We start from the raw sequence: 23,652 nt of genomic DNA, 5'->3' as shown, positions 1-23,652 counted from the left end.
ATTATTGTCTATCCGTCATCCTTTTAAAGAGCTGGATTTCAAATGTGGCACCTGCTCCCTCATTATTTGCAGCTTTAATTGTACCTCCGCTACGTTCAATGATGGCACGTGAGATCGCTAAGCCTAATCCAGTCTCGCCTTCTTTTCCTTTGATGAACCTTTGAAACAATTGAGGCAATAACTCTTCTGCTATTCCATCTCCATTATCAATCACTTGAATGGTTAGGCTGTCATTTACAACGCCTGTCTTAATAACCACTCTGCTTTTGGCATGTCGAACTGCGTTTCCGATAATGTTAATGAATGCTTGAAGCACTCGTTCACGATCGACAAAACTGTAAAATTCATCTTCACCGCTGTACTGAAGCTCTACACCTTTTTCATTCGCTAATGGAAAAAGTCGATCCTTTGCCTGTATGGCCACTTCCGCTACATTGACGGTTTCTGGATGATACACGTCTTCACTACTATCAAGCTTGGCGAGTAAGATCATTTCGTTTACGATTTTTTTTAACCGTTCCGTTTCACTTACCATCACGTCTAATCCCCTGTCGGCATCCTCCCCTTTGAAGATACCGTCGCGAATCCCCTCAGCATAGCCTTGAATCGACATCAGCGGCGTTTTTAGTTCATGCGAAGCGTTTTGAAAGAACTGTTTTTGTGAGGTAATATACCGCTCCAATTCTTCCGCCATATGACGGACGCTTCGTTCTACTTCTTTAATTTCTCCGCTTGACTTTACTGGCTTCACCTGGTCAAATTTTCGTTTTTCAATCTTCTTCACTTCTTGCTGCAGATGACTTAAAGGCGTAACCAGGCGATTGGTCATAAAATAACTCACCGCTAAAGCGAGAAGTAAACCAATAATAATGACACGAATCATACGCTGAGCAAATGCGTTTTGAACCAATTGTAAATCATCAAGAGGTGTTACCATGACCAGGATTCGCTGAGAACTGTTTGGGGCTACTCGGATGTTATAAGCTACATAGCTTTCGCCTTGGCTTTCCCAAACCTCTTCCTCAACTAGTTCTTCTTCGTACCGGTCCAGCCAGTCTACTGCTGTTTCAGCAGGAAGTGTACTAAATAGTACTTCTTCCTGATTTAGGTCAAACAGAAGCAGCGGATAGTTCTGATCTTGAACGAGTTGTGTCAGTTGAGGCAGCCGGACGGATGCATCCTGTTCTTCTGTAATTTGCTTCAGCAGCTGAGCGCGTTCTTCTAACTGTTTTCGTTCATCCTGGATAAGCATGTCCATGATTAAAGAATAGACAAAGAAAACAGTAATCGTCATGACGATAAGAATGACTGCGGCAAATGCTGCATTTAACTGATATTGAAGCTTCATGACGAATCACGACTGCTGCGTAGGCGGTATCCATGCCCCCATACCGTTTCAAGCGGCAGGTCTTTCATTTTTTTTCGTATCCGTTTAACAAGATCATCAACCGCTCGATCGCTCCCAAAGTAGTCATCTCCCCACACCTTTAAAAGAAGCTCTTCGCGACTGTACGCTCGATTTTCTTGCTGAGCCAATATTTTTAATAAATCGTACTCCTTGGTGGTCACTTCTACTTCTTTTCCATGAAAGTAGGCATTGCGCTCCGTTTCATTTAAGGATAAAGCTCCGGCTTTAATGAGTGCAGGTTCAGACTCCTTGCCTTCCGGCTGCATGGCTGACCACCTTTTCAGCTGACGCTTAACACGAGCCACTAATTCCCTCGGACTGAAAGGCTTCGTTAAATAATCATCTCCACCTAATTCCAGACCTAGAATTTTATCAACTTCTTCATCTTTTGCAGATATGATGATAATTGGCACTTCAGACGTTTGACGAATCCTTTTACAAAATTCATACCCGTCTATCCCAGGAAGCATAATATCGAGCACCCATAAATCGGGGGGCGACTGCTGAAAATATTCCCACGCTTTTTCAGCTGTATCCAGCGCTTCGACTTGGTAGCCTTCTTTATCTAAGTAAGCTGTTACTATGTTTCTTATATTTGGATCATCTTCCACTACTCCAATTGTTCGCTTCATAAGATTCCTCCTTACTACTAGGATTCTATAACCATTTTCGCATATTTTACAACAAACAGTGTGTATTACACACTTTTTCCATAATTACTCCGAAGTCATGCCATAACTTATGACTAGAATAAGAATTGTACAGAGGAAACCCATTGATTCATGCCACTGATCAGCTGATGAGAAAGGGGTCATTGATCACACATGATGAATGAAGAAGAAAAAGCAATAAGAAGAAGTCGTAAACGCTCAGGTTTCGCTTATGGTGTATTAGGTGCTATTGTGGCTGCGTTTTTAATCACGGCAGTGTTTCAGTGGAAAGGAATAACCGTTAACGTTGAAACAAACGAACCCTCTGCACAAGCTAATGAATTAAACCTTGGTGAAGACCAAAGTGAAGTAACGCAAGCCATTAATAAGACATCGGAAGCCGTTGTTGGAATCAGCAACAGCCAAGACGGCGTACAGGGCAGCCAAGAAGCCGGCACTGGATCTGGGGTCATCTACAAGAAAGATGGCGGCCAAGCTTTTGTTGCAACGAACCATCACGTTATTGAAAATGCCTCCTCCCTTGAAGTGATATTATATGATGGTACAAAAGCGAAAGCCGAACTTAAAGGCAGTGACCCACTTACAGATCTAGCCGTTTTACAAATAGATGGCGAACATGTAGACAAGGTTGCTGAGCTAGGATCAGCCAAGGACGTTGAGGTTGGTCAAACAGCCATAGCGATCGGTAACCCACTCGGCATGGAATTCGCTGGATCAGCCACGCAAGGGATTATTAGCGGTTTAAACCGAAACATACCAGTGGATATCAACGGGGACCAGCAGCCAGACTGGGAAACTGAAGTTATCCAAACCGACGCCGCCATAAATCCCGGCAACAGTGGGGGTGCGCTGATCAATCTTAAGGGTGAAGTCATAGGAATTAACTCTATGAAAATTGCCCAAGCGGAAGTAGAAGGCATCGGTTTCTCCATACCTATGGACATTGCCAAACCTATCATCGATGACCTCGAGACGACTGGAGAAGTAGAACGCCCTTACATGGGCATCGAACTACGGGACGTCAGCCAGATTCCTAGTTCCGTTCTTGAAGGGGAATTGAACTTACCAAACGACGTACAGCAGGGTGTACTTGTCGGTAGTGTGGAAGAAGGCTCTCCAGCAGCTGAAGCGGGTCTTGAGAAATACGATGTCATTACTAAAATTGACGACGAAGAAGTTGACTCACTTATGAGTCTTCGCCAGTACCTCTACAGAAATGTAGAGCCTGGAGATACCATTGATGTCACCATTTATCGAAATGGTGAACAAACGGAAGCTTCGCTCAAGCTTTCCTCCCAATAGTTTTAAATATAACCTCTCTTTTATCAAGTGTCCTAAAGCTACGGCTTTTAGGGCACTCTTTTTTATAAAAAAGCATTTTTGCTGACTTTTTTGGTACCAGGTACACAAAATAGATGAACGTGTACCTGGTACCAAAACTTATTTTTCTTTTTTCTCTGAGTACCAGGTACAGAAAGGTGAAGATTGTGTACCTGGTACCCAAAGAAAAAGCTGCCTCCTTTAGAGACAGCTTTTTATAAAATCGGTGATAATAGGCGGGCGATGGCTTCTTTAAATCGAATCCATAGCGAACGCTTTTTATATAGTTTGTACGTTAATTCCGTAGAATCTATAATATCTTCATGAAAACGATCCGCTAATTCATGTGCGATATCAGGATGATACAAGAAAGCATTGACTTCAAAATTCAATCGGAAACTGCGAACATCAATGTTGGCGGTTCCAACTGAAGCGATGTTGCCATCTACGACAATCGATTTCGCATGAAGAAATCCCTTCTGATAGACGTAAACCGTCGCCCCCGCATTTAACATATCCCCAATATTTGAGAAGGTTGCCCAGTAGACAAACGGGTGATCTGGCATTTTCGGAATCATAATTCGCACATCCACCCCTGATAAGACGGCAATTCGCAACGCGTCTAGCAAACTATCATCTGGAATGAAATAAGGTGTTTGAATATAAATATAATCCTTTGCCGAAAGAATCATTTTAATATACCCATGCTTAATTTGTTCCCATTCGGAATCTGGACCGCTAGAAACAATTTGCATGGCCACATCACCTTGGGCTTCGGCTTGATAATATCGCTCATGATAATGAATATCTTTGCGGGAAGCTTGATTCCAGTCGAGGATAAAACGGGTCTGCATATTATGGACCGCCCCGCCTTTTACCCTTAGATGGGTATCCCTCCAATAACCAAATCTTTTATTAAACCCTAAGTACTCATCGCCTATGTTAAAGCCGCCGATGTATCCAATTTCACCGTCAATGATCGCAAGTTTGCGGTGATTACGGTAATTAATTTTCATATTCAACTTTGGAATGAGAGGTGGAAAAAAGGATTCAACCATCCCGCCTGCTTCTTCAATCTTCTTGATAAACTTACGGCTTAATGACCGTGAGCCCATATCGTCATATAACAACTTAACTTCTACATTCTCTTGGGCTTTGCGGATCAGCACTTCTGCCAGCCGCTCTCCCAATTGATCGTCGCGGACAATATAGTAAAGGAGATGAACGTGATCTGTCGCTCCCTCAATGTCTTCCAGCAGCGCATGGAACTTTTTTTGTCCATCTGTGAACACTTCCACCTCGTTATCCTGGGTAAGCAAAGCATCATTGTTCTTTAAATGCATATAGATTAGATCTTCGTATTGGACGATATCTTCATGTTGAACTCGTAAGCTTCGATCTTTAATGGCTCGCAGCTGATCCTGCACAGCCGTAAGCAGCCCTAAGCGGCTTTTTTTATCCCATATGAAAATTTCTTTATGACTAAGCCGACGTCCGAAAACTAAGTATAGGAAGAAGCCTGCAACTGGAATGAATAAAAGTACCATTAACCAAGCCCAGGTGGAGCTGGCATCCCTTCGCTCAAGGAAAATGATCGCGAGTGCCAATAGCACGTTCAGTATAATGATCGTACTAAATATATATGGAATTATGTTCAACTCGAGACACCTTCCTTTTCTTAACAACTCTTTCATTATCATCATAGCACACCCACAAAATAAGGAAAAAGCGATACTTGTTTTTCCTGTTTCTATAAAAAAAGAAGGCCCTTATGACCTTCTCTTATGATTCAAGTAATATTCCTTTTCTTGCAAGCTCCTTCTTCGCATCATCCAGAGCTTCTTTCTGGTGAGCTCCTATCGTGTGAGTATGCACTCCCCCTGTTAACTGGGACAAATAGCTCGACTCTGTCTCTTGCAGACGTTCGATCAGCCTCGTCACGTCACGACGATTTGAGATCCCGAGATTCGCTGTTAAATCTCCGTACACGGGATGCTCCACAATCACATCAATTACATGGACGCCGTGATCAACAAGTATGTTCAGCTCTTCTTCAGTTTGATCGGGTCGATGTTGACACACAATGACTTCACGAAAGGGAAAGTGATTCGTTGATTTACTCAAGTATACATAGCCTTGACTAGTGGCAATGATCGGTTCGCCACTTGCTTTTAACAATGAAATATCGCCGACAATTACTTGTCTCGTGACCTTCATCTTCTCGGCTAAGGAATGCCCTTTTATCGGTTCTTTACTTTGTTTTAAATAAGCTAAAATTTGATCTCTGCGATCCTCAGCTTTGAGCTTTGATTGAGGCATGCTCTTTACTCCTTCGTACATTTTTGATTCCACTATCTTACCATAGTTAATAAAAAAAGAAAGAGACTTACAGAATGTTGTATCCGCTAAGTTTCCATTTTTCAATAGAAAAGGTGGATGTGCCTAGAGAGGTAAACAAAATGTCGTCGTCCTCAGTCTGCGGGAAAATTCTGCTCGTAAATACTTCCTTTCCTCCATTTACGAATATCTCGATAGAAGAATGATCAATGAACAGATGCAGTTCTTTTAAACCTTCTTGCAATACGGTTCGCCGAAATTCTGTTTGACTTTTATCCTCAAATTGGGGGCGAGATAAAGTGAGTACGCCATCGCTTTTCTTATAACTAAATGATACATAATGGAAGATTTCCAATGCAAACTGATCCTCCACTTCTTCAAACTCCATACGCAGCTCCACCGGTTTTCCTTCCACTCCTCTAACGGCTTTTTGATCATTCGTAATTGTAATTTCTGAATGTAGCAATACCGCTTCTCTCATCTCTGCCAGTTCAGGAACAGGCTGCTGTAAGATTTGACTGCCGTCCCAATCTAAAACCCGCGGGACGGTAAGAGCATGAATCCACTTTTGAGAAACGGTAGGGTGGGATTGTTCATTTTGCTCAGGGACGCCCATCCAGCCGTATAATATACGCCGGCCCTTCTCGTCGAGAAACGTTTGCGGGGCATAGAATTCGAATCCTCGATCCAGTTCGTGAAAAACTCCATGCTCCAGCGAACAATCTTCAGCTGCCAATTGACCGGCAAAATAACCACTTTGGTACGTGTTATTGTATTTCATGCCGTCTGGCTGCAGACCTTGAGGAGAAACAATTAAAATATCCTGATCATGAAGCTGAAATAAATCAGGGCATTCCCACATGTACCCGAAATCTCCAAGTCTATTTTCATTCGATCCGGCAACAGGTCCGAGAAGCTCCCAATCTAATAAATTACTGGATCTATAGAGAAGCACCTTTCCCTGCTCGTGTTGATTTTGCGCCCCGACCACCAGGTACCATTTCTCTCCTTTTTTCCACACTTTTGGATCACGAAAATTACTCGTGTACCCTTCTGGCACATAGATGACCGGACCTTTTTTCTCAAAGTGAAGACCATCTTTAGACGTGGCTACACATTGGTATTCCTCTTGTTCCCCTTCTTCATTAAAAACATTTCCCGTGTAAAATAAATAGAGCTGATCTTCATGAATGATCGCACTGCCTGAATAACAACCATCTTTGTCATACCATTCAGATGGAGTAAGCGCTATTCGCTCGTGTCTCCAATTAACAAAGTCTTCCGATATGTAATGCCCCCAAAACTTCTCTCCGTGATCGGTCTTAAATGGCATCCACTGATAAAATAAATGATACTCGCCCTTCCATTGCACCAATCCATTAGGGTCATTCATTAAACCTACGGGCGGCATATGGTGAAAAGAAAGCCGGTAAGGATCTGCTTCCACTTGTTCTCGATGCTTTTCCACTTCCACAGCTGCCGCTTCTCTTAATTGCTCATCCCTCTTACTCAATGCTTTTCCTCCTTTAATATAGAAGTTACCCCTATTCTAAAAGAACCTAACGCGCTCATAACGTTAGGTCCTTTGGGTCTTATTATTTAGTTTGAAGAGTAATCACTGTTGTTTCCCCAGCATCTGCCGCATCACTATAAGACGCATCAAATTGTTCAACGATGTCATCATAGTTTGTGATCACAACGGGGGTAATTGTACTTTTGGCTTTTTCATTTACTAAATCTGTATCAAACGTAATCAGTGCATCTCCAGCTTTAACCGTATCGCCAGTAGTGACGTGACCCTCGAAGCCTTCCCCTTCCATAGCTACAGTTTCAAGACCGATGTGTACAAGTACTTCAACACCAGATTTTGTTTTAATACCTACCGCATGATTTGTAGGGAAAAGCTGAACAACTTCTCCGTCTACCGGACTTACCACTTTCCCATTGCTCGGTTCAATAGCAATGCCGTCTCCCATCATACGCTGACTAAACACAGGGTCTGGTACTTCATCAAGAGAAACGACCTTCCCGCTTAATGGGGCTACGATATTCTCCTCGACGCTCTTTTTGCCAAATAGTTTCTTTAACATGTGTATCCTCTTCCTTTCAATGGATTTCATTTATTCAAAGTTTAATGATACCATTCAATTTCCCTTATTCGATATCAGTAAACCTTATCATATGTAGGGCCGGAGATCTCATCCAGCCATCTTAGAGTCGATTTAAGGCCTGCTCCAAGTCTTTCCAAACATCTTCCCACGCTTCTAACCCAACTGATAAGCGTACCATAGAATCATTTACTCCCATTTTCTCTCGTTCACTAGGAGGAATGGTCGAATGAGTCATGGTGGCAGGGTGTTGAATTAATGTCTCAGCGTCTCCAAGACTAACAGCAATTTTTACTAAGTTCAAATGATTCATCATGCTCATCGCCTCTTTTTTAGAGCCTTTTATCGTAAATGTAACGACTCCCCCGCCTTCGGTCATTTGCTTCATAGCAATTGATTGATCTGGATGAGAAGCATCGGTCGGATAAAACACCTCTCGTATACGTTTATGCTGCTTTAATTGATCAACAATTTGTTTGGCATTGTAACAATGACGCTCCATACGAACATGAAGGGTTTTTAACCCTCTCAATAATAACCAAGCATCAAAAGGGGCCATCGTCCCTCCTCCATCTTTACGAACCGTCTTCCCTACTTCATCCATAAATGATTGCTTCCCAACAGCTACACCGCCGATGACATCTCCATGACCGTTTAAGTACTTCGTGGCACTATGAACAACTACGTCACACCCAAGGTTTAATGGCCGCTGTAAATAAGGGGAGGCAAACGTATTATCTACCACTACAGGTAAGTTATGTTCGTGAGCCAAATCAGCAATCATTTTTAGATCAATAATCCTCATCGTAGGATTAATAGGCGTTTCGATAAAAATACATGAGGTGTTAGGCTGAATTCGGTTTGCAATCTCCTGCGGTTCTCTCATATCCGAAAAATCATGAGTAATATTATATTTTTCCTTTAATAAACTTAACAAACCGTACGTGCAGCCGTAGATTCCGTTGGAACAAAGAATATGACTTCCTGCTTTCGTAAGCGATGTAAGAATAGCGGAAGTTGCCGCCATACCTGAAGCGAAGGCTAGTCCTTTTTCTCCCCCTTCTGCAGCGGCAATCCTTTCTTCTAAAGCTTGTACCGTTGGATTGCCTAAACGAGAGTAAATATAACCTTGTCCTTCACCAGCAAACCTCCTCTCACCTTCTTCTGCGGTCGAAAATGAAAAGGTAGATGTTTGATAAATAGGAAATGACAAGCTTCCATGAAACTCAGTGTGTTGAGCTTTTCCGTGAATATACAATGTTTCTGGATGATCTTTCACTTTAAATTCCTCCTTCCTCTACAACCTATGCAATTTTCTATATATGTACGCTTGATTCCTAATATAAAAAAAGTACACTTCTTTTAAGAAGAGTACTCAGGCTGTCGAAAAAGCTTAGACGAATATAATAGGGGACTATATGGTTGTTCCTTCATTTTGTCGGTAGAAAAGGAACAGGAAAAAGTGCCGCTTTCCGCGGGGCATGACGGAAAGCGGCACTTTTTCCGTTCCTTTATCCCAATGGGCTTTGGAACCACCATCGTATGAGTGCCCTGTTGCAAACTCTGTTATGCTAACCATGTACCTCTTCTAAGTGTAAATGACGATTATACAACTGCTCTGTCCAAGCAATAGCCTGCCCATAGATCTCTAATAGTTCACTTAAACGAAGGTCCATTTTTTCAAGAATAGGTTCCAGCCGATCAAAATCCGCCTGCTCAATCGCCACTACGATATCAAGGATAAAACGATGCATATTCTCTTCCCCATTCAACGCTTCGTGAATAGCTGCATCTAAAGGAAGAGTATTCATCACTTCCTCAGGAGAACACTGCATCATCACATCCACGGAAGATAATAAACCGGTGAGGAAATATTGTTCTCCTAAGCGATTGTGACCAATACTAATTCCAATTTGCTCACACATCTTTGCTCGTTGTAAACTCGATTTCATTGTTTCTTGAGACGCAGGAGCTGGGCTTTCTTCCTCCACCGTAAACACATACATCCATTTCTTTAAAGGTTCCACACCAAACAACTGTACAGCTTGTTTAATCGATTGCACAGGCATTGACAGCGTTGAGGAAAAATTAATTAAACGAAGAAGCTTATAGGTAAGAGCTAAATCCCCTTCAAAGATTTGAATGACTCGATCTAAATTAATGTGTTCCTCTTCAACAGAAAGCTCTTTAATAATTTGAAAGTAGGACGAACGATAAAGAGGAATGTCCACAGCTGAAACAATGACAGGACGGCTAATATAGTACCCTTGAAACAGCTCAAACCCTTCCTTCATACATTGATTAAACTCTTCTGCCGTTTCTACTTTTTCGGCTAGCAGAGTAATATTTTTGTCTTGTGCGATTTTCCCAATTTCTGCCCGGATCGTCTCCGATGATTGGCGAATATCTACTTTTAAAATATCTACATATGTAAGAAGTTCATGAATGTCCGTTTGCTCTATACTCATTACATCATCTAATGCGATAGAAAATCCCTTTTCTTTTAATTCACGGCAAACTTTGATTAAATCACCGTTCCAATTCACATCTTCTAAGATCTCCACGATTAATTTACTTGGATCGAAATATTCCGGTACCTTATCCATTAATAACTCTTCCGTGAAATTTATAAAGCAAGGATGATTTTGAGACAATCGTTCAAGACCAATTGTTAAAAAGCTGTTAATTAAAACCTCTCGTGTCGCTTTATTACCATCGGTCTGAGGGAATGTATTTTCTTTACTATTTCGATATAAAAGTTCATAACCACAAATATCATTACGCCCATCGACAATAGGCTGTCTAGCAACAAATACTTCCACTCATCATTCCCCCTTTAGTAGATGGCTTTTTTTATTAGTATACTACATTGAAAATCTGATGTTAATTTCACTTACATGAATTTCCTCCTATAGGACAAACTGAAAAAAAGCGATTATTAGGAGGTTGGTTATGGATAAAAAATTGGATTGGACTCACCCAGAACCTTTATGGACTAAAGAAGCATCTCTTCCCTCTTTCGACCAGTTAACTGAATCACTAGATACAGAAGTCGCCGTCATCGGTGGAGGGATAACAGGGATAACAACAGCCTACTTATTAGCAAAGGAAGGAAAAAGCGTTACACTCCTTGATGCCGATCGTATTCTAAATGGCACAAGTGGTCACACGACCGCAAAAGTAACCGCTCAACATGGATTAATCTATCACGAACTAATGAATCATTTCGGGGAAGACCACGCGGCCTTATATTATAAAGCCCAATCGGACGCCATGACTTCTATGGAAGAAACGATGAATGAATTAAATGCTCAATGTGAATGGTCTAAGCAGGATGCTTACCTTTATGCCACTACGAAGGAAGGGGCAAAAAAATTAGAAAGGGAGCGGGAAGCCTATGGGCGTTTAAATATTCCTCAAGCCTCTGATTCACCATTACCTTTTGATGGCGATTCGACAGCCGTTTTGTCTATGGCTGATCAAGCTCAATTTCATCCTCTTCTCTATTTATCGACGATCGTAGAGGAATTCTTAAACTTAGGAGGAACCGTTTACGAAAACACCACGGCTGTAAAAGTAAACGAAGGCGAACGAATTGAAGTAAGTACGAACCAAGATGCCACTCTCTCTTGTGACCAATTGGTTATTTGCACCCACTTCCCTTTTTATGATGGAAGAAGGTTATATTTCAGCAGGATGTATGCCGAACGCTCGTATGTGATAGCCATTGAACCGGAAAAAGAGTGGCAAGGAGGCATGTACTTATCGATTGATGAACCAAAGCGCTCCATTCGCTCAGCTAAATATCAAGGTAAGAACATTCTTCTTATAGGCGGAGAGAGTCACCGTACAGGTGAAGGCGGAGAAAGTTTATTCCATTACAACGCCCTAGAAGAGTTTGCTGCTCGGACGTTCGGGATTAAAGCAAAGCTTTTTCAATGGTCAGCACAGGATTTGACTACCTTAGACAAGGTCCCTTATATCGGCCCGATTCGTAAAAATGACAAACGTGTTTTTCTAGCCACTGGTTTTAGAAAATGGGGAATGACCAACAGTCGAGTTGCTGGTGAACTTTTAACCGACTACGTCATGGGACGTGACTCGCTTTATCAATCATTATTTACTCCATCCCGATTTAAAGCTGACCCAAGCATGAAGGAATTCCTAAAAAATAATTCAAATGTAGCCGCTCACCTAATGGAAGGAAAGATCGAACTCGTAGGAACACGTCCTGAAGCCTTATTAAAAGGCGAAGGTGCTGTTATTCAGTGGAAAGGTGAACGAGCGGGAGCTTACAAAGATGAGAACGGAGAGCTTCACGTATTAGATACAACCTGTACGCATATGGGGTGTGAAGTAGAATGGAACAGTGCCGAACATAGCTGGGACTGTCCGTGTCATGGATCACGTTTCTCGTTCGACGGAGAAGTTATGGAAGGACCCGCTAAGAAGCCGCTAAAGAAAATTGCTTACAGTGATACAGATGAAGTCCGTCACATCCCTTATGAGGACGAAAACTATGAAGAACCAACTGATCAACCGTAACAGGCTGGGACAAAACTGAATAAAGCATAAAATCATCCGAACGATTCTGTAGAAATCAGTTCGGATGATTTATATTCAAGAGAGAATTCACCCCCTCGCTCCGTCAGAATACTTCGTTTTCAATGGGCACGGCCTCAGCTCCCTCAGAAAGCAAAGAGCGCTTTCCTCCGGGATCTTCGACTCGCGCTGTTTCCACAGAAGTCTTAGATTTTGACTACGCTAATGATCTGGGGTTATACGATCGTTCGTTTTTTGACATCACTGCTTTACTTATGTCTCGGCCTTTTTCCATTTTAAAACATATCTCTTTCCATCTATGCTTTAGTTGGCTAAAATAGCATTAGAAATAAGAGAGAGGAATTTGGCTTATGCTCGAAGAAAATAAATTAGGGGTTCTATATACAACAGGAGCATATGTCTTATGGGGATTTCTTCCGATTTATTGGAAGCTTATGCAGCATATCCCCCCATTTGAGATCCTGGCTCATCGCATTATATGGTCAGCTGTTTTCATGACCTTGATTATTGTAGTGCTGAGGAAAAGACATCAATTCTTTGAAGAAGTGAAACAAGTTTGGAAGAAAAAGCGAAGTTTGATTGGAATTACGTTAGCTTCCATCATGATTAGTCTTAACTGGCTTACTTACATATGGGGAGTAAACAACGCACACGTCGTCGAAGCTAGTCTTGGCTACTACATTAATCCACTCGTCAGTATTTTACTTGGCATGATTGTCCTGAAGGAAACATTCAGCCGTCCTCAATGGATTGCTTTCGCATTAGCAGGAAGCGGGGTCGTTTATATGACGGTTCATTTCGGTTCTGTTCCCTGGATTGCCTTGTTGTTAGCTTTCAGTTTCGGCACCTACGGATTACTGAAAAAATTAGTACCACTAAACGCCATGTTTGGCCTCATGATCGAAACGTTAATTGTTTCTCCCATTGCTCTCATTTACTTAGTAGGTATACAGAAAACTTATGAACAAGTCGATTGGGTCTCATGGAATACGGTTCTCGTTTTCGGTGCTGGGGTGGCCACAGCTATTCCGCTACTGTTATTTGCAGCCGGAGCCAAACGTATTCCCCTATCGATGGTCGGTTTTTTACAATATTTCGCCCCAACGATCATGCTTATCTTAGGTGTTTTTCTTTACGAAGAACCTTTTACAGAAGTGCATGCTGTCTCCTTCACACTCATTTGGGCAGGGTTAGCTGTATACACTTTTTCGCGTATGAAACGATTAAGGAAATATGAAGCCCGTGCCAGTTAGTGATGGAAAGACCATTTCACCTCATTCATAGCAAAAGGCGGACATCTTGTAGATTAGATGGCCGCCTTTTATTAATAAGCTCCGTCAGAATACGTGAGCTCATAACTATGGCTGTAAATTTCAACTAAATTACCGAATGGGTCTTCGCAGTACACCATGCGGTACGGTTTTTCACCAGGGTAATATTCGCGTACCGGCATGCGCTGTTTGCCGCCATGAGCTTTAATTTTCTCGACCAGTCCTTCTAGATCTGGATCTTGGACGCAATAATGAAAAATACCCGTCTTCCAATATTCAAAATTATCCTCGGGATCTTCGTTATTAGGAAACTCAAATAATTCGATGCCAATTTTGTCTGATGTGGATAGGTGAGCAATTCTAAATTTCTCCCATCCCTTACCAAAAACATCCTTGCACATCACACCGATTGGACTGTCATCCTCCACAACCTCTGACGGCTCCATGATGACGTACCATCCCATGACTTCTTTGTAAAATTCAACCGCTTTATCTAAATCCGGGACCGAAAGCCCTATATGTGAAAATGAACGTGGGTAAGTATGACTCATATTTACATTCCTCCTATTTCAAGATTCCATGCAAGAGTATAATATAAAGCTCTCCCCTTTAATAAGATCATGCTCATTTCATTACAGCTTTCGCTACATCTATGCCTGAGATAAACGCACTTTCAAAACGCGTACGTCCCGAGGCATCATTCGGCCTTAAAAATGCATCTCCCGCTACAAAAACAGATCCCGTTACCGCTTTATAGGAACGAGAGTGTGTAGCAGCCGCCTGGGCATAGCGCCATTTTTTTAATTGCTCAGATACTGCGTCACCAAATGTAAGATACCCGTTTACGATTTCTTTAATACGGTCTAAAACGTCATTTTCCCCATAATGTTCGGTTGACCATTCAGCCGTCATGTACACACTGACCACAACGTCCTTCGAAATTCCTTTTTTGTAGTGGTCGACGATCCGCTCCACACCAGCCGGAAGTTGCTTGTCAATATGTCCTGTTGGAGGTAAGTTTGTAGGTTTTTCAAAATGAAAAATCCCCACGTACGTAGGTTGAAATGTTATTCTTTCTAACGCTCCCGCTTCAACTCCACTGTTTTCTAAAAGGGCTACAGCTTGAGGAACGGGAGTGGTAACAATGATTTTCTTGCTTCGCCATGTTGAGGAATCATTGGCTGTAATCGTGTATCCTTCACCGTATTCCCTCCAATGATCCACTTTTGTATGAGTTCTTACATTTAATCCATTCGCTATGTGCTTCGCTAAGCCATTCATTCCATCTATAGCGGTATAGCGAGGATAATCTTCTCCAAACCAATGTTTAATCCAACCATTTTTAATCCATTGATCAACTTCTTGTTGCAGCTCATTTGTTCGCACTGTAAAAAATTGAGCACCGTGATCAGCTTTTCCCTCCGCCACACGTCTCGTTGCTAACCGCCCCCCTACACTTCTTCCTTTATCAACGAGAAGTACATCTTTACCAGCAGAGTGAAATTTCCGGGCAGCTGTTAAGCCTGTTAAACCAGCCCCAATGATGGTGATATCGTAGTGATTCATTAAACGGGCCTCCTTTTTATTTCATTCAAGAACATTCCCTTTTTATCGAAAAAGAACACCTTCTATCACTTCTTTCAGAGTGGCTCCAGGGAACGTAGTGTTTGCAATGATTTCAGGAGACTCAATATCCGGAATTGTTTCTAATTTCATATTTAATCCTGCATATAAACCTGCTATGGTTATAATAATGGACATAAACCATATAACGAATATATTTTTCATTGAAAAATGAACGATTGATTTAATAACGGCCATCCCCTAATTAACCAAATAATCATAAGTCAAGGGATACCTTTTACTATGGAAAAAATGAAGGAGCTTTCACGATGGAAGATAAAAAAATAAATATCATACAACAAGCCATTAAACTGTTTGCCCAAAAAGGGTTTAGTACGACTTCTGTACAAGAGATCGCTAATGAATGCAATATCTCTAAGGGAGCTTTTTACCTTCATTTCAAATCGAAAGACGAATTACTGCTTGCTATCTTTACTCACTATTCTAAGGAAATCGAACAAAAAACTGCCGCCATTGAATCGATGGACCTAGATCCCCGCACTAAATTTGTAAAGCAGTTAACGGTTACCTATCAAGAAATCATTAAACATCGAGACTTTATTATTATGCAAATCCGGGAACAAGCCATCCCTTTTAACGAGGATATTGAATCCTTTCTTCAACACATGCGCTTCCACTCTTACTTATTCTATAAAAGAAGTCTTCTTGCCATCTATGGAAAAAAGATTGATCAAACCATATGGGAAGTGACGCTGTTAATGCAAGGCATGTTTAAAGCTTACATGGATCTCATCATTATCGAAGAAGTTGAATTTGATATTGAGAATCTGTGTAAAGCAATTTTAAAGCGAACAGACTATTTGGTTGAAGGATTTAACCGTAACGATGATCAACCAGTCATAACTGATCAATTAATGAATGAAATTATTCCTGGAGATTTTTATTACAACCAGCTCGACACCATAGTTCACACATTAGAAGAAATAAAAGAAAAAGCATCGGGCGATATTGAAGTCACAATTACTGTACTTCTTGAAGAGATTCAGAAACCCTCTGCTCGTCCTGCAGTTATAAAAGGGATGCTTTCTAACTTAGAGGAGGAAGAATCCTTTAAAGGGATCACAGGCCAAATCCGAACTTTTTTCCAGCTATAAAAAAGAAACCTCTTTTTCCAAAAGAAGGCCTCTCCAGGCTGTCGAAAAAGCTTAGTCGGATTTAATATGCGTCTATAGGATGGTTCCTTTCTATTGGTATGGAGAAATGGAACAGGAAAAAGCACCGCTTTCCGCGGGGCAAGACGGAAAATCTCCTCGGTCTGCGACCTGCGGGGCTTCTCCTGTCTGCTCGTCCCGCAGGAGTCGGCACGTCCTGTGCCAACATCGAACGCCCCCACGTCGTATGGGGCCATGAAAAGGGAGTCGTTATTTAAAACCATTTATTCTAACGAACGATAGAAACTTTCCCCTTCCTAAAAAATGTAGAGAAAAACAAGGTTTCTCTATAAGCCGAGAGACCTCTTTTTCAAAAAAGGAGGTCTCTCGTTTTATTCATCTTCCACAATTTCATCTAATAGAGGGTAAACGGACTCTACCCCTTCCTGTGCTACTAGACAGGCTACACCTAGTGTTGTCGTCCAAAAAGAATCAGGAATATACGGATTTTTTAAACCGGCTGGCTGAAAAAGGGCTCGATAAATTCGATTCAGATGCCTTTCTGTTTCGTTAGGATCGGTCTCCTTCTCTCCTCTGGCGATGAGAAATACATAGCGCATAGATTGGAACAGATTATCTCCTGGCATAAATGTATACTCTTTAAACAACTTAAGCTGCTTCTCCGCTTCCTCTTTCATTCCCTTCTTTACAGCCAAGTCATCTAAATGCTCGTAAAGATGCCGATAAACTTGCTGAAAGATTCTACGTTTCTCGTCCTGCATCACCTTATCGGTATAGATGTCTTGCAATTTAGCAAACGCTGTCTTTTTAGTCCAAGTCATAGATTTCCCCTCTTTCATTTAGTACTCAAAACCAAAACTCTTTGCTTCATGCTCCACTGATCCATACAGTTCAGGCATGTGTTGGGACTGCTGCTTAAGCAACTGAGGCAAATGGGGAACCACTTTATTCCACACCATTGGGTTTGCAGCCATCGCTTGAAACAAAGATTCTTCCTGTGACGTAAGCGCTCTGCGAGATTGAATATAGTCTAATGTTAAACGGTAGCCTGGACCTAAATTTTCATCCCTTTGCTTTTGAAAACGTTTGATGAGCTCGCGCCACGAGCCACCGTTATCCCAAGCCTCAATCGCTTCTGCTAAAAGGAAAGACTGCATCAGAGCGTCATTCATTCCTAAACCAGTACTCGGATCTTTACTATGAGCTGCGTCACCTACTAAGGCCCATCCGTTTCCTCCAGCCTCTCTATAGAAATTCGGCATACCCGTCGTACCAATGATCCTGCCTTGAAGCGAAGCTTGAGCTAACCGACTTTCCATTCCGTAAAACTGCCGGTAAATTTCTTCGAATCTTTCAGGGTTTTTCGCTATCTCAGAAAACTCATAGGGAAGTACTTCCAACCCTAAGCAGTCCACCCCCGGCTCCATAGGAAATAAAAATCCGATTCTTCCTTTATTTAAAAATATTTCTGTCGTCGGTTCCACTATAGGCTGCACATTATGATAGTATCCATAAAATACAGGGCGGACAGGAGACTGTTCGTTATATTTTTTGGCCCCCGCCTCTTGAGCGATGAATGAATTCTTCCCGTCTGCTCCTACGACAAGGGAGGCTTTAAATTCATGAACGTTTCCTTTTTTATCTTGTGCTTTAACACCTTGGACACGATCATGAGCTTTTAAAATATCGTTAACTATGTAGCCTTCCTTCAAATCGACGGTTGGATAAGATAATGCTTTCTTTACTAACACGTGATCAAATTGATCTCTTCTTGGAATCAGAGTATACGAAGCACGTGGCCCTTCTATAAAACTATCTCCTATGTAGGTACGCATACGGTTGATTTTTCGTAACCCTGAAGCTTCTACCTCTTCTAATACATCAAGTTTTTTTACATATTCAAGGTGAGAGAGATGATGAGTTGAAAGCGTATCGCTAGGAAAAGCTGCTTTATCTAACAATAAGACCTTCTTCCCCATTCTTCCTAATAAGATCGCAAGGCTTGCCCCAGCTACACGAGCCCCGACGATAATAACATCTGGATTTGAATTCATACGTTGCGCACACCCTTATCGTTGTTATCTTCAGCGTAACGCTTTTACTTCATTATTTCTATAAAAAAAACTCCCGCTTGGGAGCTTTTTTGACTAATATTTGATTTCTTCTTCTACTTCGTGATTCTGATCTAAAATTAAAAGACGGCTCGGCTTATTTTCTTGAGCCATTTCTTTAGCTTTTTCTACAGCTGTATCTCGCTCATCATATTCGTCCGTTGGAGCGATATCCTCAATTTTTACAATCCATCCTGTTACATCTTTATTTGGTGCTACACTATATTCCTTCATGATTGATTCTCTCCTTTTTTCTTGGTCTTGGTAAGTACTTTCCCAACGTCCTTCCCTTTCAAACGTACTAGTGGATTTTCACAAATAGTTTGACATTACGTACGTGTCATTCTATAATTCGTACCATACCTTTTAACGCAACGATTAATTAAATAACTCTTATCTAGAGTGGCAGAGGGACTAGGCCCTGTGACGCCCGGCAACCTTCAAGTAACGACTTGAAAAGGTGCTAATTCCTACAGATCTCACCGATCTGACAGATAAGAGGAGGAACCTAACGAACCGCCCTCTTCTTATTTCAGAAGAGGGCTTTTTTATATGCCGTCAATTTAGTAAGGAGGGCAACGTGCATGTCCATTAAAAACGTTATCAGTCAACAGGCCCATACGAAGGTTTCGATTGGAAGCTTCACTTTAGAGTCCGGTGAGACACTTCAAGACGTCGAGTTAGCGTATGAACGCTACGGCCCTGAGAATGCTCCAGTCATTCTTATTTGTCATGCCTTAACAGGAAACCAGCATGCCGTAGGTTCTTCAGAGAACCCAGGTTGGTGGAATGGTCTTGTTGGGGATGGTTGTGCCATTGATACGACAGCGTTTCAAGTCGTTACGTTCAATGTTCTAGGGGGTTGCCACGGTTCCACAGGCCCAGCCAGCATTAATCCGGAAACGAAAGAACCGTACCGTCTGAATTTCCCTAAAATAACGATTCGAGACATCGTGCACTCCCAATATGAAGCTTTAAAATTACTAGATATTCATGAAGTTCATGCCGTAGTCGGAGGGTCTTTAGGAGGCATGCAAACTCTTGAATGGGGACTTCTCTATCCTACATTCATGAAGCAGCTTTACGCTCTTGCCGCCACACCTTACTTAAGTGATTATGGCATCGCGTTTAATCATATTGGGGCCAGGGCGATTCAGGATGACCCTGCTTTTTCAAATGGAAACTATGATAAAAATGAGCAGCTTCATGGTTTCGAAATTGCTCGGATGGCTGGCATGGTCACCTATCGAAGCGGGACGCTATTTCAGAAGAGATTTGACCGACATCAAAGTGAATCATTGTATGATATTCAATCTTATATGGATTATCAAGGGGAGAAAATTAAAGAGCGATTTGATGCCAATAGCTATCTTTATTTACTAGAAGCGATGAACCATCACGATATCCGTCGAAGTCGCGGCACCCTGCAAGAAGCTGCCACACAATACCAAGTTCCGCTTTTCACAGTGAGCTTCGAGCATGACTTACTCTATCCAAAAGAGCTCATTAAACCGTTTAGTCAGTTAGCCGCAAACAGTGAGCATCTGCACGTCCAGACCGATTATGGGCACGATGGATTTTTAGTCGAATTCAATCAGTGGGGATCGTGGCTTTACCATAAACTTAACGAAGGAGCAGTGAATCATCATGACAATTAAAGCAGCAATCCTAGGCTTCGGCACCGTGGGGCAAGGGATTTATCAAATTTTACAGACAAAGAGCAGCCAGCTTCATAAGCTGCTTGGTGACGAAGTAGAAGTAACAAGTGTACTCGTCCACAATATTCATAAAGAAAGGTTCTTACCTGAGGATGTTTATGTCACCGACCGTTTTGACGACGTTTTAAATCATAACCCAGACGTCATCTTTGAAGCTACCGTCGGAGTAGAACCAAGTTATTCCTATTTAAAACAGGCCATTGATCAACACATACATGTCGTTACCGCCAACAAGGTAATGTTTGCGGCCTACGGTCACGAGCTAATAAAACGTGCAGGGCAAGGGACCGGTGTTGGTTACGAAGCTACTACAGCTGCAGGTATCCCTATTATTGGTACACTCACTACCCTACTGCAAACGAATAATATAACAAAAGTACAGGGGATATTAAACGGCACGAGCAATTATATTTTGACAGCCATGCAAGAACAAAATAAATCGTTCTCTGAAGCGCTTCAGGAAGCTCAAACAAAAGGCTATGCGGAAGCAGATCCTACGAACGATATAGAGGGACATGACGCTTTTTATAAACTAATGATTTTAAGCCAATTGCTTTACGAAAAGCAGCCAGAATGGTCAGAGGTTCCATTAACAGGAATATCAAATCTTACCGAAAGCGATTTGAAGTCCGCGAAAGATAAAGGAGAGAAAATTCGCCATGTCGCTACTCTAGAGCTCGTGGATGGAGAATTAAAAGGGACAGTCAAGCCCCTTTCCCTTCCACCTACACATGGATTATTCGGAATAGAAGAAGTAGACAATGCCATTAACGTAACGGGAGACTTAGTTGGGTCCATAACCTTAAGGGGGCCTGGCGCTGGTCAATTACCAACCGCAAGTGCCATGATTGAAGACTTTGTTCAAATTTGGCAGACAGCTCCTATAAAACAATTCATATAACTTTCAAGACACACAAAAAAGCCTAAGCTTCTCTTATTGTAATCCTGATACAGGAAAACGCAAGAAACGCTTAGGCTTTTATTATAATTATTCGTCGACCCACGAACTACGAATTTCGGCATAACGTGGTCTCATCATATCTTCTAAGTCTGTTTTAGAAATGAAAATGCGATCCGACTCCGCTCCTACCTTTTCTTGTTCTTGAGGCGTTAAGTGTACTTCTATTCGATTCCCTTTTAGAGCAAGATTCCGAAAATTATCTTCAGCTGTAGATTCTTCAAAACTTCCTTTTACTTTTTCATTAGCCAGCTTTGTTAATGTTTCTAAATACTGAGCGTCTTCAGTGAAGATGTGATTGAGATCTAATCGCTTACCGTTTGATTTATCAAAATTCAATACCGTTTGCGATTCCCGAGAAACATTCTCACCCATCTCCATTACTTCTGTAAACTTCACAACAAAAACTTGCTCGTCCTCAAACAGCACGTCATAGCCCACAGCTAAACTATGCTTTTGGTGGTTATTTCGATTCACTTTGGCTTCATAACTTTCTTTTTTAAACGTATCTTTTAATTGATTCACATAATCGATAATGGATTGATCAATTTGATCATTTGGCGTTTGAGGAAATTCAATAGAATATTGATATTCCTCAATATCTTTCATCTCTTTTTTACTTGTAACCGAGTAAGGCTCCTGTTTATTTGAACTGGAATCTTGTGCGTCATTAGCATCTGCAATCATAAATGAACAAGCCGTCAGCAATACTACACTAAGGATTGATAAATATATATTAAATGAATTCATTTCTATTCCCTCATCATTCTCTATCTATTCACATTCATCACATAGTGTAACACAAATGTAACAATCGATTAATACATTTGTTATAAAGAATCGAATTTTTTTATATTTTCGTTCTTACCTCCCATAATTCTGGGAAAAAACGGTGATCCAAAACTTTTTTCAAATAGCCAACTCCTGATGAGCCACCCGTTCCAACCTTGTGACCTATAATCCGCTCGACCGTTTTCATGTGACGAAATCTCCATTGTTGGAGCCAATCTTCAATATCTACGAGCTTCTCTGCCAATTGATACAAATCCCAATAATCGTCTACGTTTTTATAGACTTTAGCCCATGCTGCTTCGACCGAAGGATCTGCTTCATATACCTTTGTATAATCCCGCTCCAACAGCTGTGGATTAATAGAAAAGCCAGCTTCCATTAACTTCTCAATGGCTGCGTCATAAATACTAGGTGATTCGTAGGCTTCCTTCAACTGATGATGCAGCTCAGGATCCTTTTCATAAATTTTTAACACATGAGGCGTTTTATATCCTAATGCAAACTCTACCATTCGATATTGATAAGACTGGAACCCGGAAGCCTGCCCCAGCTTATCCCTAAATTGTATATATTCAGCAGGTGTTAATGTAGACAGCACATCCCACCCATGGATGATTTGAGTTTGGATGTTGGAGACCCTTGACAGCATCTTAAACGCTTCTTGCATTTCTCCTTTACGAATCGATTCGACAGCCGCCCATAATTCATGAAGAATAAGCTTCATCCATAATTCGCTTACTTGATGAATAATAATAAACAGCATTTCATCATGATGATCAGACAAGCGTTTCTGTGCAGATAATAATTGATCCAGGCCCAAGTATTCTCCATACGTCATTCTTTCTTTAAAATCCGTGTGAACATGTTCATTTCCCTTTGACTCTTGCTCTGACATTTCACTCACCTCGCTTAGGATAAGATGCCTCGATCTGGAATATTAGAAAAAGTGATGGGTAAAAATTCTGCATAAACAAGCCCCTCATACATTATAAGTGTTCCTAACCAAGGGTGCTCGACGTGCACGTGAACCCTAAACGCTTCTTCCTTTTCATCGTAATGTTCATAAAAGGAAGTAGTAGGCTCTGACAACGTCCACTTATTTTTGACGTTCATCTCCCTGGATTGCAGCAACAGCCCGCCTTCTTTAGACACATCTACATCTAAAACTGTGGTTATAGAAGCAGTTTTTCCTAAACTGTCAACAATCGCTTGCTTTTCTTCATCGTAATGCATCGCTGCATCAAAACCTCTAATCGCGTATGGAAAAAAGAATCGGCGTACGTAACTGATGGCTTCTTGCCCTTGTTCATCTACGTAAGAATAGTTTTCTAACGTAAAAGGAACATCCTTGCCTCTTTCAGCAAAGATTAAATGATCCTTCGCTCCAATATTTAAAAAAGGTCGCAGCCATAAAGGGGTGCCTCGGATTTCTGTCATCCTCCCTTGCCCTAAGATCATCACTTTTTGACTGCTAGTCATTCCAAACTTTTTTTGTAATTCCGGGTGTAAATCATGAAATTTATCACCGAGTGCGCGATGAAAGATTGATTTCATAATAAAGTCCTCCTTGGTGATTCCTCATAGTCTATCCTTATGTAACTCAGGGCTTGTTTTAAGAGCCCTGATTTTAATTGGTTCG

At 41.5% G+C, this 23,652-nt stretch carries 23 protein-coding genes and 1 riboswitch; of the genes, 6 read left to right on the top strand and 17 right to left on the bottom strand.

Annotated elements, in window-relative coordinates; genetic code table 11:
* Window position 1 precedes the first annotated feature (1 nt).
* Together IEV27_RS10010 and IEV27_RS10005 are read right to left on the bottom strand one after the other, a co-directional pair.
* The gene (locus tag IEV27_RS10010) at window positions 2–1,348 is read right to left on the bottom strand and encodes a sensor histidine kinase (RefSeq protein ID WP_188377318.1); all 1,347 of its coding nucleotides are present in this window, start codon (window positions 1,346–1,348) and stop codon (window positions 2–4) included.
* Window positions 1,345–2,040, bottom strand: a complete 696-nt coding sequence (locus IEV27_RS10005) for a response regulator transcription factor (RefSeq protein ID WP_188377317.1) — start codon at window positions 2,038–2,040, stop codon at window positions 1,345–1,347. Before IEV27_RS10005 ends, IEV27_RS10010 begins: the two co-directional genes overlap by 4 nt.
* Before the next feature lie 192 nt (window positions 2,041–2,232).
* Here IEV27_RS10005 and IEV27_RS10000 point away from each other — a divergent pair, with 192 nt between their 5' ends.
* Window positions 2,233–3,381 (top strand): S1C family serine protease, encoded by a 1,149-nt coding sequence (locus tag IEV27_RS10000; protein ID WP_188377316.1) that lies wholly within the window; start codon window positions 2,233–2,235, stop codon window positions 3,379–3,381.
* Window positions 3,382–3,614: 233 nt separating this feature from the next.
* Here the strand turns inward: IEV27_RS10000 and cls are convergent, their stop codons facing one another.
* The 6 genes from cls to IEV27_RS09970 form a co-directional block, all read right to left on the bottom strand.
* Window positions 3,615–5,057 carry a cardiolipin synthase gene (gene cls / locus IEV27_RS09995; protein WP_188377315.1) on the bottom strand — a complete coding sequence of 481 codons (1,443 nt, stop codon included), beginning with the start codon at window positions 5,055–5,057 and terminating at the stop codon, window positions 3,615–3,617.
* A 124-nt stretch (window positions 5,058–5,181) separates the two neighbouring features.
* Entirely contained in the window at window positions 5,182–5,739 is a 558-nt protein-coding gene (locus tag IEV27_RS09990; RefSeq protein WP_373868089.1) for a transcription repressor NadR, read from the bottom strand.
* Between the two features lie 46 nt (window positions 5,740–5,785).
* Window positions 5,786–7,249: a glycoside hydrolase family 32 protein gene (locus IEV27_RS09985; RefSeq protein ID WP_188377313.1), complete on the bottom strand. Its 1,464-nt coding sequence runs from the start codon at window positions 7,247–7,249 to the stop codon at window positions 5,786–5,788.
* An 82-nt stretch (window positions 7,250–7,331) separates the two neighbouring features.
* Window positions 7,332–7,826 (bottom strand): PTS sugar transporter subunit IIA, encoded by a 495-nt coding sequence (locus tag IEV27_RS09980; protein WP_188377312.1) that lies wholly within the window; start codon window positions 7,824–7,826, stop codon window positions 7,332–7,334.
* 121 nt (window positions 7,827–7,947) lie between these two features.
* Window positions 7,948–9,123, bottom strand: coding sequence for a methionine gamma-lyase (megL, locus tag IEV27_RS09975; protein ID WP_188377311.1), 1,176 nt, complete (start codon window positions 9,121–9,123; stop codon window positions 7,948–7,950).
* Window positions 9,124–9,415: 292 nt separating this feature from the next.
* A complete protein-coding gene (locus IEV27_RS09970) occupies window positions 9,416–10,666 on the bottom strand; it encodes an EAL and HDOD domain-containing protein (RefSeq protein WP_188377310.1) in 1,251 nt (416 codons plus the stop codon).
* Window positions 10,667–10,796: 130 nt separating this feature from the next.
* Between IEV27_RS09970 and IEV27_RS09965 the strand changes: the two genes are divergently transcribed.
* Together IEV27_RS09965 and rarD are read left to right on the top strand one after the other, a co-directional pair.
* Window positions 10,797–12,389, top strand: a complete 1,593-nt coding sequence (locus IEV27_RS09965; protein WP_188377309.1) for an FAD-dependent oxidoreductase — start codon at window positions 10,797–10,799, stop codon at window positions 12,387–12,389.
* A 368-nt stretch (window positions 12,390–12,757) separates the two neighbouring features.
* Window positions 12,758–13,660 (top strand): EamA family transporter RarD, encoded by a 903-nt coding sequence (gene rarD, locus IEV27_RS09960; protein ID WP_188377308.1) that lies wholly within the window; start codon window positions 12,758–12,760, stop codon window positions 13,658–13,660.
* Between the two features lie 71 nt (window positions 13,661–13,731).
* On the opposite strand, the gene IEV27_RS09955 is transcribed toward rarD, so the two are convergent.
* The 3 genes from IEV27_RS09955 to IEV27_RS09945 form a co-directional block, all read right to left on the bottom strand.
* The gene (locus IEV27_RS09955) at window positions 13,732–14,229 is read right to left on the bottom strand and encodes a lactoylglutathione lyase family protein (RefSeq protein WP_188377307.1); all 498 of its coding nucleotides are present in this window, start codon (window positions 14,227–14,229) and stop codon (window positions 13,732–13,734) included.
* A 73-nt stretch (window positions 14,230–14,302) separates the two neighbouring features.
* Complete coding sequence (locus IEV27_RS09950) at window positions 14,303–15,244, bottom strand: NAD(P)/FAD-dependent oxidoreductase (RefSeq protein WP_188377306.1); 942 nt, start codon at window positions 15,242–15,244, stop codon at window positions 14,303–14,305.
* 42 nt (window positions 15,245–15,286) lie between these two features.
* Window positions 15,287–15,499, bottom strand: coding sequence for an efflux RND transporter permease subunit (locus IEV27_RS09945; protein WP_188377305.1), 213 nt, complete (start codon window positions 15,497–15,499; stop codon window positions 15,287–15,289).
* A 71-nt stretch (window positions 15,500–15,570) separates the two neighbouring features.
* On the opposite strand from IEV27_RS09945, the gene IEV27_RS09940 reads away from it, so the two are divergent.
* The gene (locus IEV27_RS09940; protein WP_188377304.1) at window positions 15,571–16,416 is read left to right on the top strand and encodes a TetR/AcrR family transcriptional regulator; all 846 of its coding nucleotides are present in this window, start codon (window positions 15,571–15,573) and stop codon (window positions 16,414–16,416) included.
* A gap of 389 nt (window positions 16,417–16,805) precedes the next feature.
* Here IEV27_RS09940 and IEV27_RS09935 read toward each other — a convergent pair whose 3' ends face one another.
* The 3 genes from IEV27_RS09935 to IEV27_RS09925 form a co-directional block, all read right to left on the bottom strand.
* The gene (locus IEV27_RS09935) at window positions 16,806–17,255 is read right to left on the bottom strand and encodes a hypothetical protein (RefSeq protein ID WP_188377303.1); all 450 of its coding nucleotides are present in this window, start codon (window positions 17,253–17,255) and stop codon (window positions 16,806–16,808) included.
* 18 nt (window positions 17,256–17,273) lie between these two features.
* Window positions 17,274–18,488, bottom strand: coding sequence for an NAD(P)/FAD-dependent oxidoreductase (locus IEV27_RS09930; RefSeq protein ID WP_188377302.1), 1,215 nt, complete (start codon window positions 18,486–18,488; stop codon window positions 17,274–17,276).
* A gap of 93 nt (window positions 18,489–18,581) precedes the next feature.
* The gene (locus IEV27_RS09925) at window positions 18,582–18,779 is read right to left on the bottom strand and encodes a DUF2188 domain-containing protein (protein WP_188377301.1); all 198 of its coding nucleotides are present in this window, start codon (window positions 18,777–18,779) and stop codon (window positions 18,582–18,584) included.
* 156 nt (window positions 18,780–18,935) lie between these two features.
* A riboswitch (SAM riboswitch) is annotated at window positions 18,936–19,046 on the top strand.
* Window positions 19,047–19,129: 83 nt separating this feature from the next.
* Between IEV27_RS09925 and metX the strand changes: the two genes are divergently transcribed.
* Window positions 19,130–20,203, top strand: coding sequence for a homoserine O-acetyltransferase MetX (gene metX, locus IEV27_RS09920; RefSeq protein WP_188377300.1), 1,074 nt, complete (start codon window positions 19,130–19,132; stop codon window positions 20,201–20,203).
* Window positions 20,193–21,164 carry a homoserine dehydrogenase gene (locus IEV27_RS09915; RefSeq protein ID WP_229735085.1) on the top strand — a complete coding sequence of 324 codons (972 nt, stop codon included), beginning with the start codon at window positions 20,193–20,195 and terminating at the stop codon, window positions 21,162–21,164. Before metX ends, IEV27_RS09915 begins: the two co-directional genes overlap by 11 nt.
* An 87-nt stretch (window positions 21,165–21,251) precedes the next feature.
* On the opposite strand, the gene IEV27_RS09910 is transcribed toward IEV27_RS09915, so the two are convergent.
* The 3 genes from IEV27_RS09910 to IEV27_RS09900 all read right to left on the bottom strand — a co-directional run bounded on the left by IEV27_RS09910 (window position 21,252) and on the right by IEV27_RS09900 (window position 23,567).
* Window positions 21,252–21,971 carry a hypothetical protein gene (locus tag IEV27_RS09910; RefSeq protein WP_188377299.1) on the bottom strand — a complete coding sequence of 240 codons (720 nt, stop codon included), beginning with the start codon at window positions 21,969–21,971 and terminating at the stop codon, window positions 21,252–21,254.
* A 100-nt stretch (window positions 21,972–22,071) separates the two neighbouring features.
* Window positions 22,072–22,908 carry a tryptophan 2,3-dioxygenase gene (kynA, locus tag IEV27_RS09905; RefSeq protein WP_188377298.1) on the bottom strand — a complete coding sequence of 279 codons (837 nt, stop codon included), beginning with the start codon at window positions 22,906–22,908 and terminating at the stop codon, window positions 22,072–22,074.
* A gap of 14 nt (window positions 22,909–22,922) precedes the next feature.
* Window positions 22,923–23,567, bottom strand: a complete 645-nt coding sequence (locus IEV27_RS09900; protein ID WP_188377297.1) for a DUF4166 domain-containing protein — start codon at window positions 23,565–23,567, stop codon at window positions 22,923–22,925.
* Window positions 23,568–23,652 lie beyond the last annotated feature (85 nt).

The sequence above is a fragment of the Halobacillus andaensis genome (assembly GCF_014636475.1).
Classification (GTDB): domain Bacteria; phylum Bacillota; class Bacilli; order Bacillales; family Halobacillaceae; genus Halobacillus_A; species Halobacillus_A andaensis.
The sequence above is the reverse complement of the archived record's forward strand: the minus strand, read 5'-3'. Positions and strand labels throughout refer to the sequence as shown.